This window comes from Sphingobacterium yanglingense, from assembly GCF_004363245.1.
Taxonomy (GTDB): domain Bacteria; phylum Bacteroidota; class Bacteroidia; order Sphingobacteriales; family Sphingobacteriaceae; genus Sphingobacterium; species Sphingobacterium yanglingense.
Genome location: NZ_SNYV01000020.1, coordinates 163,857 through 182,417 on the forward strand (window position 1 = coordinate 163,857; position 18,561 = coordinate 182,417).

Consider the following 18,561-nt stretch of genomic DNA (forward strand, 5'->3'; position numbering starts at 1 on the left):
AATTGTATAATCTTAGATTTGTTCAAGTAAAACTGAAGATGTTCAATCATCTTCAGTTTTTTTGTCATTATCTGTTTCTTTCTGAGGGGAAAGTTTATGGCCTTCCTTTAAGCCTAGGCCCAAAGTGTCCCAATTTTGACGGAATAAGACTTGCAGAAAAGCAAAAACCATGGCGGTAGACCAGCCAATCAACATGATTCCATTAATACCCTCTAGGCCGGCGAGGATTCGCCATTCTGAATCGATCGTAACATCACCATAGCCGATGGTCGTAAAGGTGATCAGGGAAAAGTAGATGGCTTGCTCGAAACTATCGAGATCCGAAATAGAAGGATCGAAGTAGTAAGTGGCAGCCCATAGCGTGCACTGGGAGGCGTGTAGTAAAGTAAGAAAGGAAACAAGGTAGACTAGCATCCATAGTGAGGGGTATATTGTTTTTGTCCGTTCAGCTTTCCGTTGGTATTGCGGGATAAATATCCGGAAAAAGTAGATTGTAGAAAAGGCTTGTACAATAACATTTATAGTGATAATCATTAAGCCTGTCAAGATTGCTGTAAGCATAAGCTGTGCTTCTAATGGTAAGTGAGGTTGTTTGTGCCTCTGGATATAGTGCTATTTAATGAATAGTACAAACCTACATAAATTCGCCTTTATACATAATATAATTGCATCATAATATAAAAGCGAATTTTGTAGCTCTTCTCATCCATTTAGATTCTTTAATAGAGGAAATATAAGGAAGTGAAAAGTTTTGTGTATAAAAAAAGCGACTTCACAAGAAGTCGCTTTTCGTAGCCCGTAGGGGAATCGAACCCCTGTTTCCAGAATGAAAATCTGGCGTCCTAACCCCTAGACGAACGGGCCCTTTTGCTTTGGTGATGCAAATATAGACGCTTTTATCTATTATCCAAAATAATTTTTACTCAAACGTCTTAATGTGCTGAAAGCTAAAATATTATTTTTTAAATCAAGTCAAATCCAATGTCAGTGCGGAAGTATTTACCTTGAAAAAAGATACGTCCAGCATCTGCTGTTGCTTGCTGCAGGGCTGTAAATAGGTCATCTTGAAGTGTGGTGACTGCGATAACGCGGCCTCCTGCGGTTACAACATCTCCATTTACCAGCTTCGTGCCTGCATGAAACACGATCGACTCTTTTACATTTTCGATGTTGCTGATTACTTTTCCGTTCTCGTAGTCGCCTGGGTAGCCTCCAGAAACTAACATGACGGTTACCGCGGTCTTTGGACTTAACGTGTAAGAGCGAGAGGAAAGGTTGCCTTGTGCCACACCTTCTAGTAGGTCTACGAGGTCGGATTCGATACGTGGAAGTACGGATTCGGTCTCTGGATCCCCCATACGGACATTGTATTCGATGACATAAGGTTCGCCATCTACGTTCATAAGGCCGATAAAAATAAAACCTTTGTAAGGGATATTGTCTTTTTTCAGACCATCAACTGTCGGCTTGATGATGCGTTCCTCTACTTTGTTTAAAAAGGTCTCATCCGCAAAAGGAACAGGGGATATTGATCCCATGCCGCCAGTATTTAGGCCGGTATCACCTTCACCGATTCGTTTGTAATCTTTGGCTGATGGTAAAACCTTGTAAGAGTCGCCATCTGTCAAAACAAAAACGGAAAGCTCAATGCCTTTCAAGAATTCTTCAATAACTACTACGGAGCTTGCTTGCCCAAATTTAGCTTCCGCAAGCATGGCTGTAAGTTCTGTTTTGGCATCTTCCAATGTCTCGCAGATCAAAACACCTTTGCCCGCAGCTAGACCATCCGCTTTAAGTACAATAGGTAGTTTCTGTGTTTCGAGATATGCTAAGCCTTCTTCAAGGTTAGACAATTCGAAGGATTTATAGGCCGCTGTTGGGATTTGGTGCCGAAACATAAACTCTTTTGAAAAGTCTTTTGAGCCTTCAAGTTGAGCGCCTAGTCTTTGCGGACCAACAACTGCTATATGTTTTAAATCGTCTCTTTCTAGAAAGAAATCGTGGATTCCTTTGACCAAAGGCTCTTCTGGGCCCACGAGAATAAGGCTAATGGTATTTGCTAAGGCAAAAGCCGCTATCCCTTCAAAGTCTGTTACCTTGAGGTCTACGTTTTGGCCATATTGTTCTGTTCCTGCATTGCCTGGGGCAATGTAAAGATTGGTAAGTTTAGGGCTTTGTGCAATTTTATAAGCAAAGGCAGATTCGCGTCCGCCTGATCCAACGATTAAGATATTCATGTCACAAACTTAGAGAAATATGCTTTAATTTTTGTTATCTTTCCTTAACATTTTATAAATCAATAGAAACGAATATGAGATTCCTTCTTGTTTTTTTTGTGCTGTTACTAAGCAATAGTGTCTATTCTCAAGATATCCAAAAGGTTTTGGATAATATGGAGGCCTATCGAGACAGAAATCCTCAGGAAAAGCTTTATCTGCACTTGGACAAATATGCCTATACGGCAGGGGAAACAATTTGGTTTAAAGCGTACGCGACTATTGGGCTACACAATTTATTCTCAAATCATAGCGGGATCGCTTATGTAGAATTGATTGATGGGGCAAAAAAAACGGTTAGCTCAATGACCATTCCTTTGGTGATGGGATTGGGTATGGGAGATTTTAAACTCCAGGATACCATAACAGAAGGTTCTTACCGACTGAGAGCGTATACCAATTGGATGCGAAATGCTGATGAGAAGTATTTTTATGACCGCACGATACAGATTTCCAACGGGCGTACGGATAATGTGATGACAAAGACCTCTGTGCGTGCAGAGGGTAAGGATAATATCTATACGGTCCAATTAAAGAGTTTGTCGGGACTCCCACTGGCGAAAAAACAGGTGAGGTATGAGATATTATCGGGAGGAGGGACTGTGGAGCGAAAACGAGGGAATACCGACGAAGAAGGGAATCTGTTGGTTTCTCTTTCTAAAAAATATGGAGAGGCACAACTTAAGTTGCGCTTTGATAACTTAGAAATGCTACCTGTAAACAAGCTTTTGCGGATGGTTCCGCCAGATCTAGCAAACAGCGTGCAGTTGCTCCCTGAAGGAGGGAAGCTATTGGGGGATAAAATAAATAATATCGCTGTAAAGGCGATAACGCCCAAGGGAATGGGAATCAAAGCCAAAGTCATCTTTACAGTAGGTAGGGATACAGCCGGAGTGGTAGAGACAAACACCTTGGGGATGGGGGCTGGATACATTTTTATTCAGCCTAATACTCCTATTGTGGCTCGTGCTGAGTTTGAAGACGGTTCTGTAGTAGATGTGGCTATGCCTGAAGTCTATACCTCAGGATATGCAATTACTGTAAATAATCAGAACGGGAGTAAAGTCTTTGCCCAGCTCAACGTTTCTAATGACTTGGTGAATCAAAAAGAAGTATACTTTGTGTTGCATCATTTGAGTGAGGTTATTTTTGTGTCAAAACAGAAGGTGAATAAAGATGAGCTTGTTTTTTCTGTGGATAAGAAGATGATGCCTACTGGGGTGCTTACAATCAGTATTTTGGACGAGGGTTTTCAGCCTATTGCGGAACGTCCTTTTTTTAATTACAATTCGAATACTGTATTGCCCGTTGCAGTACATTTGAATAAGGAGCATTTTGCTGCCCGTGAGCGTGTAAAAGTGGATATGCGTGTCGGAGATGAATCTGATTCTATTCGGTTCGGTGCTTTTTCGGCATCTGTCATTGATCTGTCTAAGATTAAAGACAGCGTTTCTCTCGCCCCGAACATTATGTCTACACTGTTGTTGAATTCGGATCTCAACGGATATATTGAAAATCCAGGATATTATTTTGATCTGAAAGGAGTCAAATCGCGTGATCTGGATCTGTTAATGTTGACGCAGGGGTGGCGGAATGTCGATTGGAGAGAGTTGGAAGGAGATGTTAAGCCAAAGTATGATGTGGAAAAGGCCTTGAAAATAAGCGGATATACGAAGAAGTTGGGGCGAACAAAACCTGAGGTTGGAGCAAAAGTACAACTCATTTCGACCAAGAATTATATGGATTTTGTTGATACCACTTCCAATGAGGAGGGGTATTTTGAGTTTGGTAATCTTCTGTTCCCGGATAGCGTCAAGTTTCTCATTTCGGCGAGGGATGCCAATAAAGGAAAAAACAATATAGATATCGTAATAGATAAGGAGGAGAAACCCTTGGTTGGGAATAATAGGAATAGGGGGGATGAACTAGCGGATGTTAATGCTGTGTATATCGATCAGATCAATCAATCCAAGCAATTTTTTTCAGAACTTGAAGGAAAAGGACTAATGGAAAAATCGATTGCTATAGAAGAGGTGGTTGTAAGGGCTAGTACGAAAAAGAAAGTGGCAGAAAACTCCAGTAATCTAAACGGGCCAGGAAATGCAGATCAGGTATTGACGAGTGAGGAGCTTTCTACCTGTCCTACATTGGATATGTGTTTGGCGGGGCGATTGATGGGAGTTACTTTTGTTGGAGGGGTTCCTTATAATACGCGGGGAAATGTACCTATGCAGATTGTTTTGGACGGGATGTATTTAGAGGGGGATCAGCTGTCTATGATTAATGTGAATGATATAGAGAGTATTGAGGTGCTTAGGAATGCGAACTATACCTCCATATATGGTGTAAATGGGGGCAATGGGCTGTTGATTATTACTTCAAAAACAGGACTGTCGGCTATGCGGAGTTATGTTCCTAAGGGAATCATGACGGTGCAGCCGCAAGGGCTTCATGTCAATCGGGAATTTTATAAACCAGTATATGATGTTGAGGGAGGAAACAAATTGAATAGGGATCTGCGGACAACTATACATTGGGAGCCGAATATCGTAGCGGATAAAAGTGGAAAGGCATCGTTTGAGTTTTTTACTGCGGATGGTAAAGGGCGGTACGTGATGATTATCGAAGGGTTGGACTTGTCGGGCAGGATATTACGAAAGCTTGTGGAGCTTGACGTACGTTAGTTTTTCGTTTCCAATCACCAAGACGAAAGCCTTGGTGATTGGAAAAGTGTTTATGGCGCTGTAAAACCTAAAAATTGCTCTTCTGGTGGGGAAATCTTACTTATCATATAGCGCTCGATAGCTGTTATCTTCATCTCGTCAAGGGTTTGAATAAGGTCGGCAGTACGCGCATGGGTACTGGGTTTGATAAGCACAATCATATCCTTTCCTTTAGTGAGAGTAGATACTTGTTTCTTCATCTCTAATAGGGTTTGACGTAGTTCGCTCGTGTTTAGATCTATATTTTTAGGGGCAATAAGAGGATGTTGGAAGTCGCCATGATACCAAAATACGCTTCCTTCTCCGATAAGTAGAGATACTATGCGGTTTTCATCCATTTCTGTTTTGTTGCCCTGTGTTTGGTCAGGCATGGCGATGTCGACTTGATGAGGTTTGTTCAATGAGGTGGTCAACATAAAGAAAGTGATGAGTAAAAAAGCTAAGTCCACCATCGCTGTCAAATCTACGCCAGGAGCCTGTTTGCGGACACGAATTTTTCTCTTAGAATCAATCGTTGTTTTTGTGTTTAATTCTGCCATGTCTAGGTAGATTTTAGAAGTGAAATAAAAAGTTTGTTTCTATTCATATGATGAGGTCGGTTGAATTATTCCATAAGCCTAGAATATTTTCTTATCTTGTAATATCATTTAAACGAGTAATTATGGATTATATACGCACAAAGAAGGAAGATCATATCCTACATGTTTTGTTAGATCGGGGTCGGTCCAATGCAATGGATATAAAGGTGGTAGAGGAGCTGATTCAGACGCTGGAGGGGGCGGAAGTAGATCCGTCGATTGAGGGGGTTGTATTATCCGGTAAGGAAGGTTTCTTTTCTTCGGGATTAGATCTGATTACATTGTTTGAGTATGATGAAGTGCAGATGCGAGCGTTTTGGACGAGGTTTATGGATCTTCTTAAGGTGTTTGTCGCTTTTGGGAAGCCTTCGGTAGCGGCGATAACAGGGCATAGTCCGGCCGGTGGCTGTGTGATGGCCTTGTGCTGTGATTACAGGGTGATGGCAGAAGGGGATTATATTTTGGGATTGAATGAGGTTCCTGTAGGTATAGTCGTTCCAGAGGCTATATTTACGCTTTATAGTTTTTGGATAGGACGGGGAGCCGCTTATCGAGGCTTGTTGGAAGGACGTTTATTCAAACCGGAAGAGGCGTGTCAGGTGGGCTTGGTCGATGAGGTCGTTCCGTTTGACCGTGTGCAGACGGCAGCAATAAGACGATTGAAGTCGGTGATGCAGTTTGAAAAAAATGCCTGGAGGAGAACGAAGCTGAACCTAAGGGGGGAGCTCATTCGTGCAATGGAGCAAGGGCAAGAGGTTGCGATAGAACAGGTATTGGAACAATGGTGGAAGCCAAGTACAAGAGGGATACTGAAAACAATTATTGATAATCTGACACAGAAAAAATAAACGGAGCTATTGAACTGAAAAATAACAGGTATCATGATAAAAGGAGCATTAAGAGACGGAGCCCTGCGGGGGAAGACTATAGTGGTGACCGGAGGAGGAACTGGACTGGGTAAAGCTATGTCGAGCTATTTTTCGGAATTAGGAGCTAATTTAGTGATCGCTAGCCGGAAGATAGATGTATTGGAAGAAACTGCGCGTGAAATAGAAACTAAAACGGGCAACCAAGTGTTGGCGGTAGCTTGTGATATCCGTGAGATCAGCCAGGTCGAACAATTATTAGAGCGGAGTGTCTCGAAGTTTGGACAGGTCGATGTACTAGTCAATAATGCTGCCGGCAATTTTATATCGCCTACAGAGCGACTCTCTGCAAATGCTTTCTCGACGGTGATTGATATTGTGTTGAAAGGAACGGCCAATTGTACGCTGACATTTGGGAAGTATTGGATTGGCCAGAAGCTGTCGGCAAGCGTGCTCAATATCGTGACAACTTATGCTTTTACGGGGTCAGGTTATGTCGTGCCTTCTGCTGTTGCTAAAGGTGGAGTGGTGACGATGACGAGGTCGCTGGCAGCAGAATGGGGGAAATATAATATCCGTCATAATGCGATTGCACCAGGGCCATTTCCAACAAAAGGGGCTTGGGACAGGCTTCTTCCTGGCGAATTGGCAGAGAAGTTTGATTTTAAGAACCGGGTTCCACTAAAAAGAGTGGGAGATCATCAGGAATTGGCTAACTTGGCCGCATTTTTGGTGTCAGACTTTGCGGGCTATATAAATGGTGAAGTGATTACGATAGATGGTGGTGAGTGGCTGCAAGGTGCCGGGCAGATGAACGGTATGGAGGCTGTGCCAGATGACATGTGGGATATGATAGAAAATACGATAAGAAAGAATAATAAGTAGTTTATGTATAGATTTTCGACTGTTGTAGTGTTGTTTGTCTTGTTTTTTGCTTCCTGTGGACAGGGAAACAAGAAACAGGAAGAGGAGAAAAAAGATAGTGTCGCGCAGGTTTTGCCTGTGACGGCAGAAGAAAGGAATGAGCTTTCTGAGGTAATAACAAGATTTGTGCGAGCTTACGAGAATAAGGATGGAGGTAAAGTGAACAAGCTTATTCATCCAGAATTAGGTTTTACCGTGATATATCGACCTGGAGCCTCTGATACTTTTGTTAAGGTGGATAGTGTTGACTTTGCGAAAGCTATCCCGGAGTACTATCCCTATCCCAGTATTAAAAATGAATACGCATTGACTTTCGCAAAGCTGCCTGAGTTTGACTGTGGTACAGAAAAGTGGACTAAACAGGGGTTTTTCTGTGATACTACCTCGCATCCCAATCAATTGTCTAATATTGTCGCGTTTGAGAAAGAATTTGATCAGCGCCTATTCTCAGAAAACCAGTTGGAGGAATTGGAAAAAAGTGAAGCAGAAAGTTTCCGTGTTATTGTAACTTTGGATGTGCCACTTGTGTTTCATGTACAGCGGTATAAAGGGAATTGGTATGTGACGGTGTTAGATCGTGCCTACGCAGGTTGTGACGCTTAGTCCTGCATTTCGCAGAAATAAAAAGATTTTAGAAAAATAATATATAATGGTTTTTGATAAAGAGACACAGGATCGCATTGATAGTTGGACATCTGCCGAGTATGATAAGGATACGGTTGCCGAAGTGCAGCGACTTATCGACGGTGGAGAGGAAACGGAGTTGGTGGATTCTTTCTATAAGAATTTAGAGTTTGGAACAGGAGGATTGCGTGGGATAATGGGAGTGGGGTCTAACCGAGTTAATAAGTATACGATTGGTAAGGCGACACAAGGGTTTGCGAACTATTTGAAAAAGCAGTTTGCAGGTCAGCAGATAAAAGTAGCAGTATCTTATGACAGTAGGAATAACTCCCAGGCTTTTGGTCATTTGGTGGCTGATGTTTTTTCTGCTAATGATATACATGTCTTCCTATTTGATGAATTAAGGCCGACGCCCGTATTGTCTTATGCGGTGCGATATTATGACTGTCAAGGCGGAGTTATGCTGACAGCTTCTCATAACCCTAAAGAATATAATGGCTATAAGGCCTATTGGAATGATGGTGGGCAGCTGGTTGCTCCACATGATAAGAATGTAATTGCAGAAGTAGATGCCATACATTCCGTGTCGGATATAAAATTCGAGCGTCGTAGCGAGAACGTGACTTTGGTGGGAGCTGAATTTGACGAATTGTATATAGGGGCAAATACCCGGTTGAGTATACACCCTGAGGCTGTAAAAGAGAATCAAGGGCTGAAAATTGTCTATTCATCCATTCACGGTACCGGGGTGACTGTTGTGCCAAAGATGTTGAGTTCGTGGGGTTTTAATAATGTACATGTTGTCGAAGAGCAGGCTAAACCGGACGGGAACTTCCCAACTGTCATATATCCGAATCCAGAGGAAGAAGAGGCGATGTCTATTGCAATGCGTAAGGGGGAGGAGCTTGATGCGGATGTCGTGATGGCTACAGATCCAGATGCTGATAGAGTTGGGGTCGCTGCGAAAAATCCTCAAGGGAAATTTCAGTTGTTGAATGGAAATCAAATCGGGAGCCTATTGGTTTATTACGTGTTGTCTTCCAAAAAGGATAAGTTGGAGTTGAAGGAGAATGACTATAGTGTGAAAACCATTGTGACCACAAACCTAATTCGCGAGATCAGCGATAGTTTTGGTGTTAAGTGCTATGAGACACTGACTGGATTTAAGTTTATCGGTGAGGTGATGACGCAGTTGGTTGGTAAAGAAAACTATTTAGTAGGGGGAGAGGAGAGTTATGGCTTTTTGATCGGGGATTTAGTGCGAGATAAGGATGCGGTCAATTCCTGTGCTTTTATTGCAGAAATGACGGCTTATTTTAAAGGGAAAGGCAAGTCTCTGTTTGATGTGCTGATTGATCTGTATATAGAATATGGATTCTATCAGGAAAAGCTTATTTCATTAACGAAGAAAGGTAAAGCGGGAGCGGAAGAGATAAAACAAATGATGGTGGACCTTAGGGAGGATGCGCCAAAAGCGCTAGGAGGTATCGCTGTAAAAGAGATTCGAGACTATGAAAGACAGGAGGCCCATAATCTTTTGACAGGAAGCAAGTCGCAAATTGAGTTGCCAAAATCAGACGTTCTCCAGTTTGTAACGGTTGATGGGGATGTGATATCAGCAAGGCCGTCGGGTACAGAGCCTAAGATTAAGTTCTATTGTTCGGTGAGAGAGAGATTGTTGGATCGAGAGTCGTTCTCCGCAGTGTCTGAATCGTTAGAGAAAAAAGTGCAACGGATAATGGCTGATATTGTAAAGAAATAAGAATGGAGAAGTGGAAGCTGCTGGACTCGAAGTATATTATACAGAGGCCTTGGGCGACTCTGCGGGTGGATAAGCTGGAGTTGCCAAACGGAAATATCAAGGACGAGTATTATGTCTTGGAATATCCTACTTGGGTCAATATGGTGGGGGTTACAGTGGAGGGAACGATCCTGTTTGTGCGGCAATATAGGCATGGAGCTAATGAGCTAATGTTGGAGTTGCCTGCAGGTGTAGTCGAAGAAGGAGAGGATCCTCAAGATGCTGCGGTAAGAGAAATGCTGGAAGAGACCGGTTATGCGTTCGATCGAATGGAAGTAATCTGTGAGTTGTATGCCAACCCCGCTACGAGCGGTAATCTGACGTATGCCTATCTGCTACAGGGTGGTAGGCAGGTGCAGGAACAGGATTTAGATGATTCTGAGGATATTGAGGTGGTGGAAATGGCGATAGAAGAGGCGAAACGATATTTATTTGAAAATAAGATTGGGCAGGCGCTACATAGTGCAGCTTTGTTTTATACTTTTCGGAAACTGAACTTGCTATAATGCGAGTTCAGTTTTTTGCTAAATGCTTTTTTAGGGCTATTGTACGGAGGTGTGAAGTGTTTGCCGAATAATTAGCTGTATTTTCTTAACTTTGCCAAATGGCAAGAGAGATATTCGAAACAAAGCGGAAGGCGTTAAAGATTAACCTAGATGCAGCTATCTATGGTACATTTGCAGAAATTGGTGCGGGTCAGGAAGTAGCCCGCAATTTTTTTGAAGCAGGAGCCGCTTCTGGTACTATTGCAAAAACCATGTCTGCATATGATATGGCGTTTAGCGATGCGATATACGGCGCAGAGGAATCAGGTAGATATGTGAGCCGCGAGCGTCTCACCAAGATGTTGTCGCACGAGTTTAGCTTGTTGACCGAAAGGTTACATACTGAAAAGTACGAAAACAAACGTTTTTTTGCCTTCGCAGATACTGTCACTACACTCAATTTTACCAAAACAAATGAACCGCACGGGTGGTTGGGTATTCGTTTTCAGCATGAAATCGACGGGCCAACGAACGATATTGTTATCCATGTGCGATTGTTGGATAGTGATAACCGTCTGCAATCGAAGGTGCTGGGGATATTGGGCGTTAATTTAGTTTTTGCAGCTTATTATTATTCACAGGATCCTCAGGTAATGATAGAGTCGCTGGTCGACAATTTGTCGGTTGGCTCTGTCGAAATTGATTTGGTGAAGGTAAGTGGTCCGGTGTTTGAAAATGCAAACGAACGTCTTCTGAACTTATATCTTATTGCTAAAGGGTTTGCGAATGCAGCGATATTTAGACCCGATGGTAAAGCTGCCCAGATTAAGGATTTTTTATATAAAAAAGACATTATCGTATTACGGACAAAATATAGGCAAAAGTCATTGCCCAACTTTGACTTGTTTAACCTTGCCGTAGAGCAATTCCGGAAAAATACAGGCGCAGATCCCGAAAATACAGTGGTACTTATTGAAGTGTTGATGGGAAATGTGTTGGATGAAGATCTTGACCTGACCGGTGAAGATTTGCAATATTTTGCGCAACGGGCTGAAGAGCTCTGTTCCACAGGAAACAACATTATGGTTTCTAATTTCAGGCGGAACAATCACTTGGCAGAGTTTGTTAAGACTTTTAAGCCAAGGAATGTTGGGATTGCGACCAATGTTTCCAATCTGCGTAATATCTTTAACTCTGATAATTACAACAAAGAAAACTATACGAACGAATTGCTGTCTTATATCTCCGGCATGTTCAGTAAGAACGTGAAATTGTATGCCTACCCTTATCTGAATAAAAAGGAAAACAAGATTGTGACGACTAAAAATCTGAAGGTATCGGATGAAGCTAAGCCTTTGTATGATTTTCTGATTCAGAACCATTATATTATTGATATCGAAAATTACGACGAAAAGTACGTTAAGACGGTGTAAAGGAGCGGTTGTCTGATATGGGACATTGTCAAATGTTCGCTATAATTTGTATTTGGACTTCTGCTTTTTTCAAAAAGATGTAACTTGGATATTTAAGGGATAATATTTTCTAAAATACATGAAGGCAACCTATATTGATTACAAGGACACGAACAGTTTTTCTAAAACATTACTTGGGTATCTAGCGGGAGACGAAGGTCTTAATTCTTTCTACGGAAATAAGCCGGATATGGAAGGTTTCGAAGCACAGATGGGACTCAAATCTTCTTTTGCAAACAGAGATGTATTGGTTACAGCTCTTCAGCAGCAATATGAAGGATTGCTCGAAGAAGCGAAGGAGGTCAGACAGAATATAGGTTTGCTAGCTAAGGATAATACCTTCACCGTGACTACGGGACATCAGCTCAATATTTTTACTGGGCCACTATATTTTATTTTTAAGATAGCATCGGCAATCCGACTGGCAAAAGATCTGAAGGAGCGATTCCCGGACAAGGATTTTATTCCTGTGTATTGGATGGCCACAGAGGATCATGATTTTGAAGAAATAAACAATACCCGTGTATATGGCAAGAAGATAACTTGGGATGTACCTAAGGTATCCGGAACAGGTCGTATGGATACTAGCTCTATGGCCGATGTAGTAAAGCAGTACTGCGGTATGTTGGGGTTGTCTGACAATTCAGCGCGTTTGGTGCAGATTGTTGAGGAGGCCTACTTGCGAGGTCGGAATCTAGCTGACGCTACGCGTGTCTTAGTGCATGAGCTGTTTAAAACTTATGGATTGGTTATCCTGGACGCAGATTGTGCAGCATTAAAGCGTCTGTATGCTCCAATTATTGAAGAAGATATTTTGCAGGAGAAAAGCTATACGGCTATTTCTGAGACCTCTTCGCTGTTGGAATCGAAAGGCTATACGGCTCAAGTATATGCCCGTCCCTGTAATTTTTTTTATTTAACAGATGAATTTAGGGAGCGTATAGAGAAAACTGCTGCTGGTGATTTTGAGGTGCTGCATCAAGGGATTTATTTTACACCAAAGCAATTGCAGCAAGAGATTGAAGTGCATCCCGAACGATTCAGCCCGAATGTTGTGATGCGCCCCTTGTATCAGGAGGTGGTTTTGCCCAACCTTGCTTACATAGGTGGAGGGGCAGAGATCGTGTATTGGCTGCAGCTGAAAGCGAATTTTGATCAATATGGTATTCCCTTCCCTATTCTCGTGCCTCGGAATTCTGCGCTGATAACCGAAGATAATGTTGTTGGCAAGATCTATAGATTAAATCTTACGTTTAAAAGTGTATTTAAGTCAACAACAGCTCTTCAAAATGAGTATGTAAGGAGACATACGACGCATCGTTTGCACCTTAAGGATGAATGGATGGAGCTGAATGCAATCTTCGGAAAAATTAAGCTGCGTGCCCATAAAATAGACCCGAGTCTCGGCCCTAGTACGGATGCCGTTAAGGCTCGTTTAAAAAAGGCTATCAATAACCTGGAAAAAAAACTACTGAAGGCAGATAAAAGGAACCATCAGGATGCTTTGCTGCAGATAGAACGGGTTAAAGAAAAATTGTTTCCGGGAGGGGGCTTGCAGGAGCGCACTGAAAACTTTGCGGTTTTATATGTCAAATATGGAGACGATTTGATACCTGATCTCATCAATCATTTCGACCCGCTGGCATTCAAGTTTACGATTTTGTATTGATTGCATATTTCTCCGAAGGGCTTTCTTGAATAATGTGTCTGTAAAGAGATTAATAGTCTGCCAGTTTTGTTGATTATTTTTTATGGAAATACTTTGTTTTTTAATCAATGCCTAATGATTAGAACAATCGATTGATGTATTTATAAAAGTGAGGGCTTATAGGTATGCCCTTAAAAAGTCTTATAAAAAGCGTATCTTTGCACATCGAAAAGCAAACCGTTTGTACGTATAAATAAATTGTTTTTCAAAGAGTTAATTACATATAGTCCTTGCAATTATCAAGCAAATGAGTAACGTATATTACCAAGAAAAATTCCAGGACCGTCACAATGGTCCTCGTGCTGCACAGGTAGAAGAAATGTTGGGTTTCTTAGGTGTAGGTTCATTAGATGAGTTGATTGAACAAACCGTTCCTGCTCAAATTCGTTCAAAAAAAGCATTAAACCTGCCTAAGGCTCTAGGTGAAGTTGCATACTTAGAGAAAGTAGCACAGATTGCTGAAAAGAACAAAGTGTTCAAATCGTATATCGGACAGGGTTACTATGATGTGATTTTGCCCGGTGTAATCCAGCGTAATGTTTTTGAGAATCCAGGATGGTATACGCAATACACGCCATACCAGGCTGAGATTGCGCAAGGACGCTTACAGGCGTTGTTGAATTTCCAGACTGTGATTTCTGATTTTACAGGATTAGAGATTGCGAATGCGTCATTGTTGGATGAAGCAACAGCTGCAGCTGAAGGTATGTTTATGTTGTATAGTGCACGTAAGAACAAAGATGCAAATGCATTTTTAGTTTCTCCAAATGTGTACCCACAAACTTTGGATGTATTACAGACTCGTGCAGTACCATTTGGTGTGGAGATACGCATTGCTGAAATCAATGAATCTAATCTTTCTGATGACGTGTTCGCTGCTTTTGTGCAATATCCAGCGGCAGATGGAACTGTAGCAGATTATAAAAGCTTTACAGACGCAGCCCATGCTAAGAATATTACGGTATGTGTGGCGGCTGATTTAATGTCTCTAGCGCTATTGACGCCTCCAGGCGAGTGGGGTGCGGATGTTGTTGTGGGTAACTCACAGCGCTTTGGTGTGCCTATGGGATTCGGCGGGCCGCATGCGGCTTTTTTCGCGACTAAAGATGCCTATAAGCGGAATATTCCAGGTCGTATCATCGGTGTTACTTCTGATTCGAATGGTGGTTATGCACTTCGTATGGCGCTACAGACTCGCGAGCAACACATACGTCGTGATAAAGCATCTTCTAATATCTGTACAGCGCAAGCTTTATTGGCTATTATGGCTTCGTTTTATGCCGTGTACCATGGACCAGAAGGTATAAAAAATATTGCTTCCCGTATTAATGATTTAACAAAATTAGCAGATAAGGCAATCCAGTCATTGGGTTACGAGCAGTTAAATACAACATATTTTGATACGTTACGTTTTAATGTAGGTAAAGAAGTTGGTGGGTTGAAATCAGAGGCGTTGAACCACGAGTTGAACTTCTACTACAACGAGGGTATTGTCGGTATCTCTATCGATGAGACAACTACATTTGCTGATATACAGACTATTGTTAAGGTTTTTGCAAAAGTAAAAGGAAAGCATCAAAGTGATGTTGAGTTAGAGACTCTTGTAGACTCTTTGTCTAGTTCTATTCCTTCCGCCTTAGAGCGTGTTTCAAGTTACTTGACACACCCTATCTTTAATAGTTACCGTTCGGAGCATGAGATGCTACGCTATATTAAATCGTTGGAAGCAAAAGATTTGTCTCTTTGTCATTCAATGATTCCATTGGGATCATGTACGATGAAGTTGAATGCAACAACAGAGATGGTTCCAGTTACTTGGGCTCGTTTTGGTGGTTTGCACCCTTTTGCCCCAGCTGATCAGACTTCAGGCTATATGCAGTTGATCAACGAGTTGAATGACTGGTTGAGCGAGATCACAGGTTTTGCAAAAATGTCTTTCCAACCGAATTCTGGTGCACAGGGCGAATATGCAGGTCTGATGGTTATCGATGCATATCAGAAAAGTAGAGGTGAAGGACACCGTAATATTTGTTTGATTCCAGCTTCGGCGCATGGTACCAACCCGGCGTCAGCTTCGATGGCGGGACTAAAGGTTGTCGTTGTTAAAACGGATGAAAAAGGAAATATTGATGTAGCGGATTTGAAGGCAAAAGCAGAAGAGCATGCTGCAAACCTTAACTCATTAATGGTTACTTATCCATCTACGCACGGGGTGTTTGAAGAAACAATCATTGAAATCTGTAATATTATTCATGAGAATGGTGGACAGGTGTATATGGACGGTGCTAATATGAATGCGCAGGTAGGACTTACTAGTCCAGGGTTGATTGGAGCCGACGTATGTCACTTGAATCTACACAAGACATTCTGTATTCCTCACGGTGGCGGAGGTCCAGGTATGGGGCCAATTGGGGTAGCTGCACATCTAGTACCATTCCTACCTAGCCATAAGGTTGTTGAGGTTTCGGGAGCAGAAGGTATTTCTGCCGTTTCTGCAGCACCATTTGGCTCTGCGTCTATTCTTTTGATCTCACATGGCTATATTGCTATGATGGGTAGCGAGGGGTTGACTACGGCAACGAAAACAGCGATCTTAAATGCAAACTATATTAAGGCACGTCTTGAAGGGCATTACCCAGTATTGTACGCTGGTGCGAATGGACGTTGTGCACACGAGATGATTTTGGATTGCCGTGGATTTAAAAACGTAGGAATCGAAGTGGCTGATATCGCAAAACGTTTGATGGATTATGGTTTCCACGCGCCAACAGTATCATTCCCTGTAGCGGGTACGCTAATGGTGGAGCCTACAGAGTCTGAGTCTAAGCCAGAGCTGGATCGATTCTGCGATGCGCTGATTGCTATCCGTCAAGAGATTGCTGCGGTAGAAGCAGGTGAGGTTGAACAAACAGATAACGTGTTGAAGAATGCCCCACACACTGCTGCGGTGGTAATTGATGATGAATGGAATAGATCTTACTCGCGTCAGACAGCGGCTTACCCGCTTCCTTATTTGAAGGTAAACAAATTCTGGCCTTCCGTAGGACGTGTAAATGAGTCTCAAGGAGATAGAACGTTGATCTGTTCTTGTCCTTCTATCGAAGAATACGCAGAAGCGTAGCCTCGTTTTTTTAGAAATAGTTATGAGCCGCACCATAAATGGTGCGGCTTTTTTTGTGGATTAGTTTTATGGATGTAATTGCAACCAAATGAATTGAGTTGTTTTTTAAATAATTTGTAGCTCAAAGTTTACCATTGTTTTTTGTGATTTTTCAATAAAATATTGAAATCTGACATGTAGGTAGTTATATCTCTACAAAAAGAATGATTTTCCTTAGTGATAATATATAAGTGCCTGTGGTATAGAAGTATTTTTGTGGACTAGATTATTGGTATGCAATGCAACAAACCAAAATGTCTACTAAAATCATTTCTAGATTCAGGAATTTATGAATATTAAAAACTTTGCTTTAACCGGACTTTTATTCTCCGCAGTCGTGGCTGCTAATGCACAACAGAAGCTTTCTGATGGGACGGGTGATAATGGATTGACCGTTAGCCAAAATGCTATTTTAGAACTTGCTAGTAAAAACAAAGGTCTACTTCATACTAGAGTTACGTTAGAGACAACAGCTAAGGCGTATCCGATGAGTGCGCATGTGGCGGGTCTTATGGTTTACAATACAGAGACGCGTAATGACGTCGTACCCGGGATTTATTATAATGATGGTACGAAATGGGTGTTGGCTTCAGGGGGTAAAGCGACGAGTATTTCATATAACCCTACAACCTACGAGATTTCGTTTGTCGATGCAACAGGGACTCCTGTTACGATTGATTTTAAAGAGGTCGTTAAGAAAAATGAAACAATTACGACTTTAGTGTCATTGGGCGAAGGTCAATATAAATATACTTCAGAAAATGGCACAGTCACTGTGGTTAATGTGCCTGCTGATGTGATCAAAAACTTCGAGACGATCGTTAAAGAGGAGAATGTAAAGAACGAGATTATCAATCTGATCAAAAATATCGGCGGTAATGTATATTACGATGGTGCCAAGTTTACGTATGTAACGAATACAGGGGAAACGAAAGAGATCACGATCAAAGAAATTGTACAGGCCAATGAGACGTTGACAGTACTTAGTTATAATCAGGTAACCAATGCTCTTACTTATAAGGATGAGAAAGGTAAGGAAGAGATTATCAACTTAAATATTGGAGCCATAGTTTATGATTCGAAAACAAATACGATTACCTATGTAGACGGTAAAGGAGGGACTACGCCATTAACATTGAATGAAACGAGTTTAATTTACGACCAAACAACTAAGGTGTTGACTTATACAGACTCCAAAGGTGTGTCGCATGAGATTGATTTAGGAGCTTTAGTTGCAGCTCATGAGACTGTCACAACGATCACAGAGGATAAGGGGATTTACACCTATATTAACGAGAAGAACGAGAAGTTCGAGATCAATGTTCCCAAGTCTGTCGTAAATAACTTTGAGATTATTGTTAAGGACGGTCCGGTTACGGTTAACGGAGATACGTTCAGTACTATTGAAGAATATATCACTCACCTTGCGAACAATGTATCGAATGTTTCTGGCAGTGATTTCATTACTGTTAGCGGTACAGGTACTGTTGCGGACCCATACAAGGTATCGATTAAGGAAGGTTTGCCTAACACGATGTTGGTTACGAATGCGGCAGGAGAGTTGGAGTGGGCTACTGTAACATCTATTGTAAAAGGGAACGAGACGATTACGACGCTAGTTAACAACAGCGATGGTACCTATACGTATACTTCAGAGGATAAAACTATAACTACTGTTGATATTCCTGCAGATGTTGTGAACAACATCAAGAACGAGGGTGCTATCTACAACGAGATCATCAATATCCTTAACGCTAAGACTGACCTTTTCGTTGACAACGGGGATGGAACATTCACGCATACTACTGTTGACGGCAAAGAAGTTAAGTTCGATGCGAACACGCTTACAATGCTGGATAACAATGACGGTACCTATACATTTACGAATGCGAACGGCGAGACGGTTACGGTTGATGTTATCGGCGACGTTGTAACCAACATCAA

The 18,561-nt window shown here is 41.9% G+C and carries 13 protein-coding genes and 1 tRNA gene; 10 read left to right on the forward strand and 4 right to left on the reverse strand.

Translation table 11 applies throughout. The annotated features are described in order from the left end of the window. Positions 1-42: 42 nt before the first annotated feature. The 3 genes from CLV99_RS23000 to purD form a co-directional block, all read right to left on the reverse strand. Positions 43-561, reverse strand: coding sequence for a potassium channel family protein (locus CLV99_RS23000; RefSeq protein ID WP_133586876.1), 519 nt, complete (start codon positions 559-561; stop codon positions 43-45). 231 nt (positions 562-792) lie between these two features. Beyond that, positions 793-864 (reverse strand) — tRNA-Glu (locus CLV99_RS23005). A 98-nt stretch (positions 865-962) separates the two neighbouring features. Beyond that, the gene (gene purD, locus CLV99_RS23010) at positions 963-2,237 is read right to left on the reverse strand and encodes a phosphoribosylamine--glycine ligase (protein ID WP_133586877.1); all 1,275 of its coding nucleotides are present in this window, start codon (positions 2,235-2,237) and stop codon (positions 963-965) included. 74 nt (positions 2,238-2,311) lie between these two features. On the opposite strand from purD, the gene CLV99_RS23015 reads away from it, so the two are divergent. After that, entirely contained in the window at positions 2,312-4,960 is a 2,649-nt protein-coding gene (locus CLV99_RS23015; protein WP_133586878.1) for a TonB-dependent receptor plug domain-containing protein, read from the forward strand. A 50-nt stretch (positions 4,961-5,010) separates the two neighbouring features. Here the strand turns inward: CLV99_RS23015 and CLV99_RS23020 are convergent, their stop codons facing one another. Next, positions 5,011-5,538, reverse strand: coding sequence for an ExbD/TolR family protein (locus tag CLV99_RS23020; RefSeq protein ID WP_133586879.1), 528 nt, complete (start codon positions 5,536-5,538; stop codon positions 5,011-5,013). A gap of 122 nt (positions 5,539-5,660) precedes the next feature. Between CLV99_RS23020 and CLV99_RS23025 the strand changes: the two genes are divergently transcribed. The 9 genes from CLV99_RS23025 to CLV99_RS23065 form a co-directional block, all read left to right on the forward strand. Then, on the forward strand, positions 5,661-6,425 hold the full coding sequence (locus CLV99_RS23025) for an enoyl-CoA hydratase/isomerase family protein (protein ID WP_133586880.1): 765 nt from the start codon (positions 5,661-5,663) through the stop codon (positions 6,423-6,425). Positions 6,426-6,458: 33 nt separating this feature from the next. Then, entirely contained in the window at positions 6,459-7,328 is an 870-nt protein-coding gene (locus tag CLV99_RS23030) for an SDR family oxidoreductase (RefSeq protein ID WP_133586881.1), read from the forward strand. A 3-nt stretch (positions 7,329-7,331) separates the two neighbouring features. Next, a complete protein-coding gene (locus CLV99_RS23035) occupies positions 7,332-7,970 on the forward strand; it encodes a hypothetical protein (protein WP_133586882.1) in 639 nt (212 codons plus the stop codon). 46 nt (positions 7,971-8,016) lie between these two features. Beyond that, positions 8,017-9,753, forward strand: coding sequence for a phospho-sugar mutase (locus CLV99_RS23040; protein WP_133586883.1), 1,737 nt, complete (start codon positions 8,017-8,019; stop codon positions 9,751-9,753). 2 nt (positions 9,754-9,755) lie between these two features. Beyond that, complete coding sequence (locus tag CLV99_RS23045; RefSeq protein ID WP_133586884.1) at positions 9,756-10,298, forward strand: NUDIX hydrolase; 543 nt, start codon at positions 9,756-9,758, stop codon at positions 10,296-10,298. 98 nt (positions 10,299-10,396) lie between these two features. Beyond that, on the forward strand, positions 10,397-11,710 hold the full coding sequence (locus CLV99_RS23050) for a nicotinamide mononucleotide adenylyltransferase (RefSeq protein ID WP_133586885.1): 1,314 nt from the start codon (positions 10,397-10,399) through the stop codon (positions 11,708-11,710). 118 nt (positions 11,711-11,828) lie between these two features. Beyond that, on the forward strand, positions 11,829-13,418 hold the full coding sequence (gene bshC, locus CLV99_RS23055; RefSeq protein WP_133586886.1) for a bacillithiol biosynthesis cysteine-adding enzyme BshC: 1,590 nt from the start codon (positions 11,829-11,831) through the stop codon (positions 13,416-13,418). 286 nt (positions 13,419-13,704) lie between these two features. After that, positions 13,705-16,578, forward strand: a complete 2,874-nt coding sequence (gcvP, locus tag CLV99_RS23060; RefSeq protein WP_133586887.1) for an aminomethyl-transferring glycine dehydrogenase — start codon at positions 13,705-13,707, stop codon at positions 16,576-16,578. A gap of 328 nt (positions 16,579-16,906) precedes the next feature. Further along, on the forward strand, positions 16,907-18,561 hold a 1,655-nt coding region (locus CLV99_RS23065), incomplete at its 3' end, for a hypothetical protein (RefSeq protein WP_211348636.1).